Origin of the sequence: Aestuariibaculum sp. YM273 (assembly GCF_030908365.1) — a bacterium.
Classification (GTDB): domain Bacteria; phylum Bacteroidota; class Bacteroidia; order Flavobacteriales; family Flavobacteriaceae; genus Aestuariibaculum; species Aestuariibaculum marinum.
Genome location: NZ_CP133090.1, coordinates 2291790 through 2306329, shown reverse-complemented (window position 1 = coordinate 2306329; position 14540 = coordinate 2291790). Strand labels below are relative to the sequence as shown.

14 protein-coding genes are annotated in these 14540 nt (G+C 35.2%); 11 read left to right on the top strand and 3 right to left on the bottom strand.

Going from position 1 to position 14540, the window contains the following annotated elements:
• Window positions 1-12: 12 nt before the first annotated feature.
• Window positions 13-2649, bottom strand: a complete 2637-nt coding sequence (locus RBH94_RS09845) for a valine--tRNA ligase (RefSeq protein ID WP_307880748.1) — start codon at window positions 2647-2649, stop codon at window positions 13-15.
• 309 nt (window positions 2650-2958) lie between these two features.
• Between RBH94_RS09845 and RBH94_RS09840 the strand changes: the two genes are divergently transcribed.
• Window positions 2959-3384: a DUF1573 domain-containing protein gene (locus RBH94_RS09840; protein ID WP_188224327.1), complete on the top strand. Its 426-nt coding sequence runs from the start codon at window positions 2959-2961 to the stop codon at window positions 3382-3384.
• A gap of 48 nt (window positions 3385-3432) precedes the next feature.
• Here the strand turns inward: RBH94_RS09840 and RBH94_RS09835 are convergent, their stop codons facing one another.
• Entirely contained in the window at window positions 3433-4773 is a 1341-nt protein-coding gene (locus RBH94_RS09835; RefSeq protein ID WP_307880747.1) for an aspartyl protease family protein, read from the bottom strand.
• A gap of 126 nt (window positions 4774-4899) precedes the next feature.
• On the opposite strand from RBH94_RS09835, the gene RBH94_RS09830 reads away from it, so the two are divergent.
• From RBH94_RS09830 to RBH94_RS09815, 4 genes are all read left to right on the top strand, one after another.
• On the top strand, window positions 4900-6090 hold the full coding sequence (locus RBH94_RS09830; protein WP_307880746.1) for a pyridoxal phosphate-dependent aminotransferase: 1191 nt from the start codon (window positions 4900-4902) through the stop codon (window positions 6088-6090).
• Entirely contained in the window at window positions 6090-7103 is a 1014-nt protein-coding gene (gene murB / locus RBH94_RS09825; protein ID WP_307880745.1) for a UDP-N-acetylmuramate dehydrogenase, read from the top strand. The genes RBH94_RS09830 and murB overlap by 1 nt, the downstream gene beginning before the upstream one ends.
• Window positions 7104-7168: 65 nt before the next feature.
• Complete coding sequence (locus RBH94_RS09820) at window positions 7169-7699, top strand: RNA polymerase sigma factor (RefSeq protein ID WP_188224331.1); 531 nt, start codon at window positions 7169-7171, stop codon at window positions 7697-7699.
• Between the two features lie 12 nt (window positions 7700-7711).
• Window positions 7712-8503, top strand: a complete 792-nt coding sequence (locus RBH94_RS09815; RefSeq protein WP_307880744.1) for an anti-sigma factor — start codon at window positions 7712-7714, stop codon at window positions 8501-8503.
• A gap of 94 nt (window positions 8504-8597) precedes the next feature.
• Here the strand turns inward: RBH94_RS09815 and aqpZ are convergent, their stop codons facing one another.
• Window positions 8598-9287 carry an aquaporin Z gene (aqpZ, locus tag RBH94_RS09810; RefSeq protein WP_307880743.1) on the bottom strand — a complete coding sequence of 230 codons (690 nt, stop codon included), beginning with the start codon at window positions 9285-9287 and terminating at the stop codon, window positions 8598-8600.
• Window positions 9288-9436: 149 nt separating this feature from the next.
• Between aqpZ and RBH94_RS09805 the strand changes: the two genes are divergently transcribed.
• The 6 genes from RBH94_RS09805 to gap are packed head-to-tail and all read left to right on the top strand — an operon-like array spanning window position 9437 to window position 14482.
• Complete coding sequence (locus RBH94_RS09805; RefSeq protein ID WP_188224334.1) at window positions 9437-9640, top strand: membrane or secreted protein; 204 nt, start codon at window positions 9437-9439, stop codon at window positions 9638-9640.
• Between the two features lie 6 nt (window positions 9641-9646).
• A complete protein-coding gene (locus RBH94_RS09800) occupies window positions 9647-10759 on the top strand; it encodes a glycosyltransferase (RefSeq protein WP_307880742.1) in 1113 nt (370 codons plus the stop codon).
• Window positions 10750-11295, top strand: coding sequence for an RNA polymerase sigma factor (locus RBH94_RS09795; RefSeq protein WP_307880741.1), 546 nt, complete (start codon window positions 10750-10752; stop codon window positions 11293-11295). The genes RBH94_RS09800 and RBH94_RS09795 overlap by 10 nt, the downstream gene beginning before the upstream one ends.
• Window positions 11296-11297: 2 nt before the next feature.
• On the top strand, window positions 11298-12542 hold the full coding sequence (locus RBH94_RS09790) for an NRAMP family divalent metal transporter (RefSeq protein ID WP_307880740.1): 1245 nt from the start codon (window positions 11298-11300) through the stop codon (window positions 12540-12542).
• 47 nt (window positions 12543-12589) lie between these two features.
• Window positions 12590-13468, top strand: coding sequence for a lipoyl synthase (gene lipA, locus RBH94_RS09785; protein ID WP_307880739.1), 879 nt, complete (start codon window positions 12590-12592; stop codon window positions 13466-13468).
• A 3-nt stretch (window positions 13469-13471) separates the two neighbouring features.
• Window positions 13472-14482: a type I glyceraldehyde-3-phosphate dehydrogenase gene (gene gap, locus RBH94_RS09780; RefSeq protein WP_307880738.1), complete on the top strand. Its 1011-nt coding sequence runs from the start codon at window positions 13472-13474 to the stop codon at window positions 14480-14482.
• Window positions 14483-14540 lie beyond the last annotated feature (58 nt).

The following is a 14540-nucleotide window of genomic DNA, read 5'->3' as shown; positions in this document are numbered from 1 at the left end:
TTTTTTAAGTTTTTAGCTTAAACTTGCTAAACTCGCTTTTAACGTTTCTATTTTGGCTAAAGCATCTGCTTCTTTTTTCTTTTCTGAAGCGACTACCTGTTCCGGGGCATTACTTACGAAACGCTCGTTAGATAGTTTTTTCTGAACCGATTTTAAGAAGCCTTCCGTGTAGTTTAACTCTTCCGTTAATTTTTTAATCTCTGCTTCTACATCGATACTTCCGGCCATTGGCACAAAATATTCATTCGATTTTACACGGAATGTTAAAGCACCCTCAACGGCTTCAGTCACATATTCAATCGCTTCCAAGTTTCCTAACTTTTGAATGATCGCATCGAAGGTTGTACTTGTATTCCCATTGTTAATTACGGAGAAACCAATGGCATCTTTAAAGGCTATGTTCTTTTCCTTTCTAATATTTCTAATTCCTGAAACCACTTCTGAAGCAAAATCGAACTCAGAAATTAACGTGTCGTTTATTGGTTTCGCCTCTGGCCATTTTGCTACAATTAAGGCTTCCTCAGGGGTACGTTCTGCAATGTAATGCCAGATATCTTCTGTTAAGAATGGCATAAACGGATGCAAAATTTTCAAGTTATCTTCAAACGCAGCGATTAATGCCTTATACGTTGCGACATCTACCGGTTTTTGGTACGCTGGTTTTACGATTTCTAATAACCATCCAGAGAAATCATCCATAATTAATTTGTAAATCGCCATTAAAGCATCGCTTAAACGGTATTTACTAAAATGATCTTCGATTTCAACTAATGCTTTTTGGAATTTAGACGCATACCAGTCTAGAGCTATTTTACTAGATTCTGGCTGCGGAATGGTTTCATCTATTTCCCAACCATCAATCAATCGGTAGGCATTCCAGATTTTGTTTCCAAAACCTTTTCCTTGCTGACATAAGGCCTCATCAAACAATAAATCGTTACCGGCAGCACTACTTAACAGTAATCCTACACGAACTCCATCAGCACTATATTCTTCAATCAGCTTTAAAGCGTCTGGCGAATTCCCTAAGGACTTACTCATTTTACGACGTTGTTTATCACGTACAAGCCCCGTTAGGTATACATTATTGAATGGTTTTTCGCCTTTATACTCGTACCCGGCAACAATCATTCTGGCCACCCAGAAGAATAAAATATCTGGTCCTGTCACCAAATCATTAGTTGGATAGTAGTATTTAATATCGTCATTTTCAGGATGGCGAATACCGTCGAATACGCTCATTGGCCACAACCAAGATGAGAACCATGTATCTAAAGCATCTGTTTCCTGACGTAAATCTTCAGCTTTTAAATTTGTATTTCCTGTTTTTTCCTGAGCTAAAGTTAAAGCCTCTTCAGCCGTTTCAGACACTACAAAATCCTCTTTACCATCGCCGTAATAGTACGCAGGAATTTGTTGCCCCCACAATAACTGACGCGAAATATTCCAATCGCGGATGTTCTCCATCCAGTGGCGATAGGTGTTCTCGAATTTCTTAGGGAATAATTGAATATCGTTATCTTCGCCTAAAACCGCTTCAATAGCTGGTTTTACCAATTCTTCCATTTTCAAAAACCACTGATCGCTTAAGCGTGGTTCGATAACGGCCTTTGTACGCTCTGAGGTTCCTACTTTATTTACGTGCACTTCAGTTTTCACCAAAGCTCCTATTTCCTCTAATTCTTTAGTAATTGCTTTACGTACCACAAAACGGTCTTGACCTTCATAATGCAATCCATAGCTGTTAAGCGTCGCATCATCATTGAAGATATCAACTACTTCTAAACTGTGCTTATCACCTAAAACCTTATCATTTTCATCGTGAGCCGGTGTTACTTTTAAGCATCCTGTACCAAATTCAACATCAACATACTCATCCTCAATAATCGGAATCACACGACCACAAATAGGCACAATCGCCTTTTTACCTTTTAAATGTGTAAAACGCTCATCGGTCGGGTTAATACAGATAGCGGTATCTCCAAAAATAGTTTCAGGACGCGTGGTTGCAATGGTTAACACATCGTCGCTACCTTCAATTTTATAATTTAAATAGTAAAGGTTCCCTTGCTTTTCTTCGTAAATTACCTCTTCATCAGATAGGGTAGTTTTTGCTTCCGGATCCCAGTTTACCATACGGTAACCGCGGTAGATATAACCTTTGTTGAATAAGTCGACAAACACCTTAATTACGGCTTCAGACATATCATCATCCATCGTAAATTTAGTTCTGTCCCAATCGCAAGAACAGCCTAACTTTTTAAGTTGTTCTAAGATTACACCTCCGTATTCATGAGTCCAATCCCAGGCATGCTTTAAAAATTCATCGCGAGATAAATCGTTTTTATCAATACCTTGTTCCTTCAACTTTGCCACAACTTTAGCTTCGGTAGCAATTGAAGCATGATCCGTACCAGGCACCCAACATGCATTTTTACCCTGTAAACGCGCACGACGAATCAATACATCCTGAATGGTGTTATTTAACATGTGCCCCATATGTAACACACCCGTAACGTTTGGTGGGGGAATCACAATAGTGTAAGGTTCTCTTTCATCGGGCTCTGAATGAAAATAATTGTGTTTCATCCAGTAATCGTACCACTTACTCTCTACCTGACTAGCTTCATATTTTGAAGGTATCTGCATACTTTGGAATAGTTTTTGAATATTGAAGTGCAAAAGTACTCATATTTCTTTTTCTGTGAAAACTATATTAGCAGTAAGAAATAGAAGGACTTAATTTAACAGAATTAGAAAAAAATAATGAAAAGTATTACGTACTTTTATTTGCAATTAGAGATAAACATTAATGTAATACATCTAAAAATTTTGTAGAATGATTAAAAAGTAAGTATGTTTGATTTAGTTTTTAGGAAAATTTAGGACTAAAAAACCTTGATTTCTGCAGTAAACACGTATAAAACAAGAATATAAAACAATTAAAAAGAATAAACCATGAAACAGTTAATAACAATCTTATTTATCGGATTAATTAGTTTTTCAGTTAATGCTCAGGATAAAAAAGCGAAGATAGAATTCAAAACTGAAACTATTGACTACGGAACGATTGAAAAAGGCTCTAACGGTGTTCGTGAATTTGAATTTACCAACACAGGAGATGCGCCACTTATTATTTCAAAGGTATCATCTAGCTGTGGATGTACTATTCCTAAAAAACCAGATGGACCAATTTTACCAGGAAAAACTGGTGTGATTGAGGTAAAATACGATACAAACCGTGTTAACCCAATTAGAAAAACGATTACAGTGATTTCTAATGCTGAAACCCCAACGGTAGCTTTAAAAATTAAAGGTGAAGTGGTAAATAAAAAGTCGGCAGACACCATGCTTGAAAAGAAAAAAAGCATTGTACAACAATAGAACAAAACAATTTTACAAACTAAAGGCAGCTTAAAAAGCTGCCTTTTTTTATTCCAGAGGGTTTACTAAATCGAAATTATAACTTAAGTCTACACCATTACGCTCCACTTTTAACCGAATATGCTTTCCGGCATCTTCGTAAAACATTTCCATTATTTTTTGAAGTGTAAAATGATGCGCTGGTTTTCCATTTACAGATAAGATAATATCATCTATTTGCAATCCTGCTTTAAACGCGGGTGAATTTTCCCGAAGCTCTACAATGGCATAAATAGGCTTTAAAACCAATTTAAAATCTTCCGCGAAAAAAATCTGTTTCCCTTGTAAATTATTCCCATCGTCCTGCCGATTTTCTTTTTCTGCAATACGGCTCCTTGATTCTTTTACAAACCTAACGCCGTCATGGGCCAATTCTATTCCGCTCTTGTTATACCTAAAGTCGTCATTAAAATTACCATTCCTCTTTAAAACAACTTTGGCTTTCTGATAATCGAAAACAACATTAAAACGCATTAACACATTACCAGACAAACTCCCTGAACGTTCCCTGTGCTGCTTGGCATGTGCTATAAACAACGAATCGGGGTAAGCGACATTCGGTTTTTTTAATGTAAAACTATTTAAATGTAAAGCATCTATTTTGGAGCGTTTCCCATAAACACTCCCACTAAGACCATGCCCTAGAAAATCATAAAAAAAATGATTTCCCGAAGCTATACCTCGCTCAGCGTCTTCAAACAACCATAGCGCATCACTCCCTCCCGAATCAATCAACAACTTAACAGGTATCGCCTGTTCTTTAATATCTACTACGGCATTTAAATAAGGTTTATTATTATAAAATTCTAAATTAAAATCTTCACATTTTCTACATGCTTTGTATCGATATTCATCAGTGTTGGTAAGTCGTAAAAATCGTCGTGAATAATTTACTTCAACTACCAAATCCTTCAACAAATCGAAACCTATAATACCGTGAACAGGAACACCTAACTTGGGAGCTAAATTTAAATTGGCATCATAAATTGCATATAAATCCTGATTTAATTTAACCGCATCGCCTATTTTAAAGACATTATTTAACGATCGGTGTGCCATAATTCGCTCGCCTTCTCCCAGCCCTCGTAAATAAATCGTATCGGTATGTTTAATTTTTAAAGAATCGGATACATTTAAAAAATTAAACAATATAGGTTTGGTAACACCGGTATCTAAAAGAAAGGACAAATTCACGCCGTTTATTTCAACCGGAACAATAATTAGATTGTTAATGAGTTTAAATTTGACTTTATCAGATTGCTTTTTGTTGCGAACAACGAAGCTATTTTGAGAAAAATTATGAAAACCCAAGAAAAAAAGGAATACAATAAAAAGTACATATTTTTTCATGAGAATTTATTCGAATATTTGCCTATTCAATTTACAAATCTTTGAAACACAATACTTATTTTAGCCCAATTTTTAAATAAACTTTAATATAATTTTACCAACTTTGCGCCTCGTAACAACAAAATAATGCCAACTATATCAAAAAAAGGGCGATTAATGCCCGAGTCACCTATTCGTAAATTAGTACCTTTTGCAGAGCAAGCTAAAAAGGACGGTAAACATATTTACCACTTAAATATTGGTCAACCTGATATTAAAACTCCTGAAGTCGCCTTGCAAGCTGTTAAAGATAATACTGTAGAAATTCTTTCCTATTCGAGATCTGAAGGATCGGAAACTTACCGAACAAAATTAGCCGCCTACTATAAAAAACATGACATTGTAGTTAAACCGGAAGATATTGTGGTGACCACAGGTGCCAGTGAGGCTTTATTATTTTTATTCAGCAGTATTATGGATCCTGGAGATGAAGTTATCATCTCTGAACCTTTTTATGCGAACTACATCGCCTTTTCTACAGCAACAGGTGTTAATGTCGTTCCTGCTATTTGCGATATTGATGATAATTTTGCATTACCATCTATTGAAACTTTCGAAAAGCTAATTACTCCGAAAACCAAATCTATTTTAATTTGTAATCCGGGTAATCCCACAGGGTATTTATATTCAAAAGAAGAGATTAAACAACTCGCTGCTCTAGCAAAAAAACATGATTTGTTTTTAATTGCTGACGAAGTGTATCGTGAATTCGTTTACGACGGCGAAACCCACTACTCTATTCTTCAATTAGAAGACATGGACGAGCATACTATTCTAATCGATTCGGTTTCTAAACGTTATAGTATGTGTGGTGCACGTGTAGGTTGCTTAGTTTCAAGAAACAAAGTGGTATTACAGACCGTTTTAAAATATGCTCAGGCACGTTTAAGTCCGCCAACATTTGCTCAAATTGCCAGTGAAGCGGCTTTAGATACGCCACAAAGTTATTTTGATGATGTAATTGCCGAATATGTAGACCGTCGTGACACCTTAATTAAGGAATTACAACACATTGAAGGTGTAAAAGTAGGATCCCCTAAAGGTGCTTTTTACTGTATTGTTGAATTACCAATAAAAAATTCAGACGATTTTGCACAGTGGTTATTAGAGCACTTTGATGTTGATGGCGAAACAGTAATGATTGCGCCAGCCGGAGGATTTTACTCAACTCCAGGCTTAGGCCTAAACCAAGTAAGGATTGCTTACGTACTTAATAAAGAGAGCTTAATAAAAGCCGTTAACATAATTAAAGAAGCCTTAAAAGTTTATAAAGACTAGTGCATATTCAAGAAAATATATCCTTAAAACCTTTTAATACCTTTGGTATTGATGTTCGAGCAGATTATTTTGTTTCGGTGAGTTCTGTTGAAGAACTTAAATCCGTTTTATCGCTTCAAAACTACCCGAATAAATTAATACTGGGTGGTGGAAGTAACATGTTGCTAACAAAAGATGTTAATGCTCTTGTTATTCATGTAAATTTAAAAGGTATTGAAGTATTTAGTGAAAATGAACACGAGGTTTACGTTAAAGCTAACGCCGGTGAAAACTGGCATGAATTTGTACTGTGGTGCATTAACAATAATTACGGAGGCGTTGAAAATCTATCGCTAATTCCGGGTAATGTCGGGACAGCACCCATTCAGAATATTGGTGCTTATGGTGTAGAACTTAAAGATGTTTTTCATTCGTGCGAAGCCATAACTGTAGAAAACAGTTCTATTGTAAATTTTTCTAACGACGAGTGTAATTTTGGATATAGAAATTCTATTTTCAAACAACAGGCTAAAGGCAAATACATTATTACGAGTGTTACTTTTAAATTAAGTAAAACAAATCACCATTTAAACATCAATTACGGCACCATTGGATCGCAATTAAAGGCTATGCAGATCGACTCGCCAACAATTCAGGATATTTCTAAAGCTGTCATTGCTATTCGAGAAAGTAAATTACCAAATCCTAAAGACATTGGAAACAGCGGTAGTTTCTTTAAAAACCCGGTTATTCCAAAAACGGCATTTAATAAACTTCTTGCAAATTTTGAAGACATGCCTAGTTACCCTGTTTCAGATACCGAAGTAAAAGTTCCTGCCGGATGGCTTATTGAAAAAGCAGGATTTAAAGGAAAACGTTTTGGCGACTTTGGTGTTCATAAAAATCAAGCTTTGGTCTTGGTAAACTATGGAAATGCCAAGGGTGAAGACATATTAAAACTATCTAAACTAATACAAAATACAGTTAACCGTCTATTTAATATTAACATAGAAGCTGAAGTAAACATTATTTAATACAAAAGAAATTTCTAACTTTGGCGATATTTTGCCCCCAAATTTTCACTTTAAAACCATAAAAGTTGATATCATCTATAGAAAAAGAAATTGTTAATCTGCTAGAACGAGGCGACAAAAAAGCCATTTCCCTCCTTTACGAGAACTACGCAGATGCTTTATTTGGTGTTATAAAAAAAATAATATCAGACGATGATACTGCCCAAGATGTGCTTCAGGAAAGCTTTGTAAAAATATGGCGCTATTCTAAAAAATACGATGCCAAAAAAGCCAAACTTTTCACTTGGCTATACCGAATTGCCTATAACACAGCTATTGACAAAGTTCGATCTTTAAAAAATAAAGATGGAAATGAAGTCCAAATAGAAGCCACATACGTATATAAGTTATCAGCATCAGAGTTAAATCAGGATGTTTTAGATATTAAAAAGCATCTAGCTAGTTTAGATGAAAAGTATCAAATTGTATTAAAAGCACTCTTTTTTGAGGGCATGACACAGCAAGAAGCCAGTGACGAACTAGATATTCCGCTGGGTACTATAAAATCGAGATTAAAAATTGGATTACGCGAATTGAAAAAAATTTATAATCCTTAACTAAAAAAAGTCATGAATGCGAAAATAACTACTTTTTTAAATTCTGGCCTATTAGAAAAATATCTATTAGGTGAAACCACTGTTGCCGAAACAGAGATGGTTGAAACCTATATTTCAAAATATCCAGAAGTTCAAAATGCATACAACAATTTTCAAGACAATTTAGAGGTTGTTGCTAAAAGTCAAGCTGTAGAAGCTCCCGCAAGCATCTTAAATAGTATTTTAGATGAACTTGACGACGCTCCTGTGGTAGAAATGAAAAAACCTGCTAGAAATTACAAATCATGGTATAAATACAGTATTGCTGCCAGCGTTGCCGCCTTACTTTTTGCAGGAACCTCATATATTTTCTACAATCAGAATAAAAAATTAAGTCATGAAAACCAGGTTGTTGTTGATGAAATCTTCGATTTACGAAGTGACATTCAAATGAACAACAAAAGATTAGATGATTTAATGCAACAGTTTAAACAGCTTAACGACCCTGAAACTTATAAGTACATTATGCAGGGTAATAACCGTGCTAAAAACTTAAAAACGGTTGCTTATATCAATCCTAAGGACAAAACATCCATGATTGATGTGGTTTCTCTACCTCAATTGCCAGAAGAACAATGTTACCAAATATGGGCAGAGTTACAGGACAAAATGGTAAGCTTAGGGATTTTAAGTGAAACCGACAGACAACTTAGAAAAATTCCATATGCCGAAAACGCGCTTGGTTTAAACATTACCATAGAGCCTAAAGGCGGAAATACAACAGCCTCTTTAGATAATTCGGTTGCAGAAATCGATTTGAAATAGATTAATAGTCCCAAATCTCAAAAACAAAAAAAGCCTTATTAACATATCTTAATAAGGCTTTTCTGTTAAGCGCTATTATATCAATTCATAAAAACTAAGCCTCTTTATTTAATAGGGTTTTATGTAAAAAACCGGCAACCAATGCGCCTGCTATAGGTGCCAGCCAAAATAACCACAATTGACTAGTATAATCAGCTCCGGCAAATAAAGCCTGACTTGTAGAACGTGCCGGGTTAACTGAAGTATTAGATATTGGAATACTTATTAAATGAATTAAAGTTAAAGCCAAACCTATGGCAATGCCAGCAAAACCAGCCGGAGCTTTTGGGTAAGTGCTTCCTAAAATAATTAATAAGAAAAACATCGTGAGTACAAATTCGGCAATTAACACCGATACCATACCATAACCACCAGGAGATAATTCACCATAACCATTTGCAGCAAAACTGCCAATATCAACAAAGTCAGACTTTCCTGAAACAATTAAATACAACACACCGGCAGCTGCAATACCACCTACTACCTGGGCTATAATATACCCTAATAATTCTTTTACCGGAAAGACGCCACCAGCCCATAAGCCAATAGAAACCGCAGGGTTAAAATGCGCTCCAGAAATATGCCCTACTGCATATGCCATGGTAAGTACGGTTAAACCAAAGGCTAAAGCCACCCCTGCAAACCCAATACCTAGCTCTGGGAATCCGGCTGCGAAAATCGCACTACCACATCCGCCAAAAACCAGCCAAAATGTTCCAAAAAATTCTGCAAATAATTTTTTCATGAATTAAATAATTTAAAGGTTAACTACCTAAATATAAGAATTTTTACAACGACATGTAGTCCAAAATTTAATTTAGAAAGTACATTATCTTTTAATCTCAACTTCACATTCTATTCAAAAAGCATTATCTTTGCATAAAATATTTTCACATGAAACTTGTATTATTAACATTAGCATTGCTAGGATTAGGTGTCGCAGGTATAGCCATTAAAATTTGGGCTAAAAAAGACGGTAAATTTGCCGGTACATGTGCCAGCCAAAACCCAATGTTAAATAAAGATGGTGAAGCCTGTGGGTTTTGTGGAAAAACTCCCGATCAGTTCGATACTTGTAACGAACCTCAACACTCATAGTCCTATATGAGCATACTTGATTTTGTGTTCTACACGTTTGCTGTTGTAGTTTTTATTCAAGTTATTATATATTTAGTTGTTTTTGGCAAATTCGCCTATTTAAAACCTAAAAAAAAACATACTCAAAACCTTCCCGTTTCGGTAATTGTTTGTGCTAAAAATGAAGCTGAAAATCTAAGAACGTTTCTGCCATCTATCATTTCACAAAACTATCCCGATTTTGAAATTGTTCTTATAAATGATGCTTCCAGTGATGACACGCTTGAGGTCATGGAAGATTTCAAAACACGACATAGTAATATTAAAATTGTTGATGTAAAAAATATTGAAGCCTTTTGGGGAAATAAAAAATATGCTCTAACCTTAGGTATTAAAGCTTCAAGTCATGAGTATTTATTATTTACCGATGCCGACTGTAAACCGCTCTCTAAACATTGGATTCAAGAGATGAGTTCTTTTTTTAGTTCAAAGACATCTATTGTTTTAGGCTATGGGGCTTATGCCAAAATTAAAAATTCATTTTTAAACAAACTTATACGTTTCGAAACATTAGTTACAGCTGTTAATTACTTTTCTTTTGCCAAATTAGGCAACCCCTATATGGGTGTTGGCAGAAATCTTGCTTACACCAAAAAGGAATTTTTTAAAGCCAATGGGTTTATTCAACATATAAAAGTACGTTCGGGTGACGATGACCTTTTTGTAAATCAAGTAGCGACAAAACACAATACTGCAATTTGTTTTTCAAAAGACAGTTTTACCGAATCTGTTCCGAAAACCAAATGGAGTGCCTGGATTAGACAAAAGCGCCGTCATATTTCTACAGCGAAACATTATAAATTCAATCATAAATTATCCTTAACCCTGTTATACCTTTGTCAGGTTTTATTTTGGATTTTAGCCATTGGTTTATCTATAACAACATTCATGTGGCCATTTGTTGTTGGATTAATTGTACTGCGTTTTATTGTACAATATTCTGTTTATGGTATGTCGGCTAAAAAACTCAATGAAAGCGATCTTTTAATACTACTTCCTTTACTTGAAATCTTTTTAATTATTGTACAATTGGTTATCTTTATAAAAAATCTTACATCAAAACCCAATCATTGGAAATAAAAGATGCCATTATACGTGCTAAGGAAAACGACCAAAAAGCATTTAATTTTTTGTTAGATACCTTTTGGGATGATGTTTATGGCTTTCAGTTAAAGCGTATTCAAAATGAAAATGACGCCGAAGACATTACCATTCAGACATTTTCAAGAGCCTTCGACCGTATTGAAACCTTTGATGACAACTATAAATTTAAGACCTGGCTAATCACCATTTCTAAAAATATTCACATCGATTTACTTCGGAAAGAAAAAAATTCAATTTCACGAGTTATTTCGAATGATGACAAATCGGTGTATCAAATTTTAGATGAATCTCCAACTCCTGAAGATAAACTCATCACCGATCAGAATCTGGCAAAGCTACTTCGGGATATAAAAAAACTGAAACCCCACTATCAGGAAATCATCAACATGCGTTACTTTCAAGAGTTAAGCTACAAGGAAATTTCTGTTCAGCTTAAAGAACCTATAAATAATGTGAAAGTAAAACTTCTAAGGGCGAAAAAACTACTGGCAGAAATTATTCAGTCAAAATAAAAATGATTGCTAAGCTTAAAAATCTAGGTCCGGGTTTATTATTTGCTGGCGCAGCAGTAGGCGTTTCTCATTTGGTACAATCTACACGTGCTGGTGCCGATTTTGGAATGGGGCTACTTTGGGCTTTACTAGTTGTTAATCTATTTAAATACCCCTTTTTTCAATTCGGACCGCGCTATGCCACGGCCACAGGTGAAAGTTTATTAGAGGGCTATAAAAAATTAGGCAGAAGTATATTAACTATTTATTATATACTTAATCTTGCCACAATGTTTACCATTCAGGCTGCCGTTACCATTGTAACTGCTGGTTTAGCAACTAATTTATTTGGCAACTTTGGCAGTTTAAGTATTGGTGAAAAAATGATTTCCAGTACCGAAATTTGGACCATGGTTATTCTTTTAATTTGCGTTACCCTACTTACCATTGGCAAATACAAACTGTTAGACCGACTCATGAAAATTATTGTTATTACTCTAACCATAAGTACATTTGCTGCTGTTTGTATTGCCCTTTCTAAAACACACCAACCTATTTCTTTAACACAAATAATTCCGGATAATAGTTTAGACATCGCGTTCCTAATCGCCTTTATGGGGTGGATGCCTGCGCCTTTAGATGTGTCGGTTTGGCAATCGCTTTGGGCAGTTCAAAAAAACGAAGATACCAAACAATACACCCCTGAATCCTCGCTATTCGATTTCAATATTGGTTATTTAAGTACCATTGTTATCGGAATAGGCTTTTTACTTCTCGGTACTTTAGTGATGTATAAAAGCGGAGAAAGTTTCAGTCCGTCAGCCTCTGTATTTTCAGAACAACTTATTACATTATACACTAAAAATCTTGGAAACTGGGCTTATATTATCATTGGTGTTGCTGCGTTTACAACCATGTTTAGCACAACCTTAACCACACTAGACGCGTCACCAAGAGCGATGGCTAAAGCCACAAAACTCCTTTTCAAAAAAGAAACAAAATTAAACTACACGTTTTGGATGACGCTATTAACCATAGGATCTATTTATATCTTTTTCTTTCTAGCTTCAGAAATGGGAATGCTTATTCAAATTGCAACCATTCTTTCCTTTATAACAGCTCCATTTTTTGCAATCATCAACTATATTCTAATTTCAAGTAAACACACACCCAAAGCATGGCAACCATCAAAACAATTACACATATTAAGTTGGTTCGGAATTATCTTCTTAATAGGTTTTAGCATTTGGTATCTAAGCACATTATAGCCACTTTTTAAAAGAATACTTTGTATCTTTGTGCATTATTTTTCAATATGAATACAGAAAGCACTACAAATATATTACCGGAGAGAAAACCAAAACCAAAATGGTTACGCGTTAAACTTCCAACTGGAAAAAAATACACCGAATTAAGAGGACTTGTTGATAAGTATAAATTAAATACTATTTGTACTTCAGGAAGCTGCCCAAATATGGGTGAATGTTGGGGTGAAGGTACCGCTACCTTTATGATTTTAGGTAATGTTTGTACACGTTCTTGTGGTTTTTGCGGTGTAAAAACCGGTCGTCCGGAAACTGTTGACTGGGATGAACCAGAAAAAGTAGCACGTTCTATAAAACTCATGAACATTAAGCACGCGGTTTTAACCAGTGTAGATCGTGATGATTTAAAAGATATGGGAAGCATTATGTGGGCTGAAACCGTTAAAGCTGTTCGCAGAATGAACCCAGAAACCTCTCTAGAAACCCTTATTCCAGATTTTCAAGGTATCGAACAACACATCGACAGAATTATTGATGTAGCACCTGAAGTCGTATCTCATAATATTGAAACGGTGCGCCGTTTAACACGCGAGGTACGTATTCAGGCACAATACGATCGTAGTATGAGTGTTTTAAAATATTTAAAACAACAAGGACAACGTCGCACAAAATCGGGCATTATGTTAGGTTTAGGTGAAACGCGCGAAGAAGTTATTGAAACGCTTCACGATTTAAAAGCTAACGATGTTGATGTGGTTACTATTGGTCAATATTTACAACCAAGTAAAAAGCATTTACCTGTTCAGCAGTTTATTACGCCTGATCAGTTTAAAGAATACGAAGACATCGGAAAAGAATTAGGTTTCCGTCACGTAGAAAGTAGCGCATTAGTACGTTCATCTTACAGAGCTCAAAAACATATTAACTAAGGTATGATTAACATAGCTATCAATGGATTTGGTAGAATAGGGAGACGCGTTTTCAGACTATTACAAAATTATGAAAACGTTCAGGTAGTCGCAATTAACGATTTAGCTGATGTTAAAACTTTAAGTCATTTACTTAAATACGACAGTGTTCATGGTGGTTTTAACGGTACTGTTTCTTTTGAAGACAATCACTTTATTCTTAATGAAAAAAAGATTGCGCTTTTAAACCGTAACCATCCAAAAGATATTGACTGGACGCCATTCAATATCGATTTTGTCATTGAATCTACAGGTAAGTTTAAAACTGAAACTGAATTACAAAATCATATTATTAATGGCGCTAAGCGTGTAGTTTTAAGTGTTCCTCCTATTGACGATCATATTAAAACCATTGTCTTAGGAGTTAATGACGATAGCATTGATGGTACTGAAACTATAATTTCTAACGCTTCTTGTACCACCAACAATGCCGCCCCAATGATTGACATCATTAACAAGCTTTGTGGCATTGATCAGGCATATATTACTACGGTACACTCCTACACCACCGACCAAAGTTTACACGATCAGCCACATCGCGATTTAAGACGTTCGCGTGCTGCTGGACAATCTATTGTACCGACAACAACTGGTGCTGCTAAAGCCCTAACTAAAATATTCCCGGAATTGTCAGATGTTATTGGAGGCTGTGGTATTCGGGTTCCTGTAATTAACGGTTCGTTAACCGATATTACGTTTAATGTACAAAAAACCGTTAGTATTGAGGATGTTAATAATGCGTTTAAAGAAGCATCGTTAGCAGATTATAAAGGTATTTTAGAATATACAGAAGACCCAATTGTCTCAATTGATATTGTTGGTAACACACATTCTTGTATATTTGATTCAGGGATGACCTCTGTTATTGGTAACATGGTAAAAATTATTGGATGGTACGATAATGAGAGTGCATATTCACAAAGAATAATTGACTTGATATGTAATTTATCGAAAAAAAGTGCTTTTTATCGATAAATTATTTATATTTGTCGGTAAACATATCTAAAATGCTTCAAATTAAAAGTTACATAGT

Bases quoted from the DNA above. Each gene is read 5' to 3' on its own strand.
- RBH94_RS09845 (WP_307880748.1), bottom strand. From the start codon at position 2,649: ATGCAGATACCTTCAAAATATGAAGCTAGTCAGGTAGAGAGTAAGTGG.
- RBH94_RS09840 (WP_188224327.1), top strand. From the start codon at position 2,959: ATGAAACAGTTAATAACAATCTTATTTATCGGATTAATTAGTTTTTCA.
- RBH94_RS09835 (WP_307880747.1), bottom strand. From the start codon at position 4,773: ATGAAAAAATATGTACTTTTTATTGTATTCCTTTTTTTCTTGGGTTTT.
- RBH94_RS09830 (WP_307880746.1), top strand. From the start codon at position 4,900: ATGCCAACTATATCAAAAAAAGGGCGATTAATGCCCGAGTCACCTATT.
- RBH94_RS09815 (WP_307880744.1), top strand. From the start codon at position 7,712: ATGAATGCGAAAATAACTACTTTTTTAAATTCTGGCCTATTAGAAAAA.
- aqpZ (WP_307880743.1), bottom strand. From the start codon at position 9,287: ATGAAAAAATTATTTGCAGAATTTTTTGGAACATTTTGGCTGGTTTTT.
- RBH94_RS09805 (WP_188224334.1), top strand. From the start codon at position 9,437: ATGAAACTTGTATTATTAACATTAGCATTGCTAGGATTAGGTGTCGCA.
- RBH94_RS09800 (WP_307880742.1), top strand. From the start codon at position 9,647: ATGAGCATACTTGATTTTGTGTTCTACACGTTTGCTGTTGTAGTTTTT.
- RBH94_RS09790 (WP_307880740.1), top strand. From the start codon at position 11,298: ATGATTGCTAAGCTTAAAAATCTAGGTCCGGGTTTATTATTTGCTGGC.
- lipA (WP_307880739.1), top strand. From the start codon at position 12,590: ATGAATACAGAAAGCACTACAAATATATTACCGGAGAGAAAACCAAAA.
- gap (WP_307880738.1), top strand. From the start codon at position 13,472: ATGATTAACATAGCTATCAATGGATTTGGTAGAATAGGGAGACGCGTT.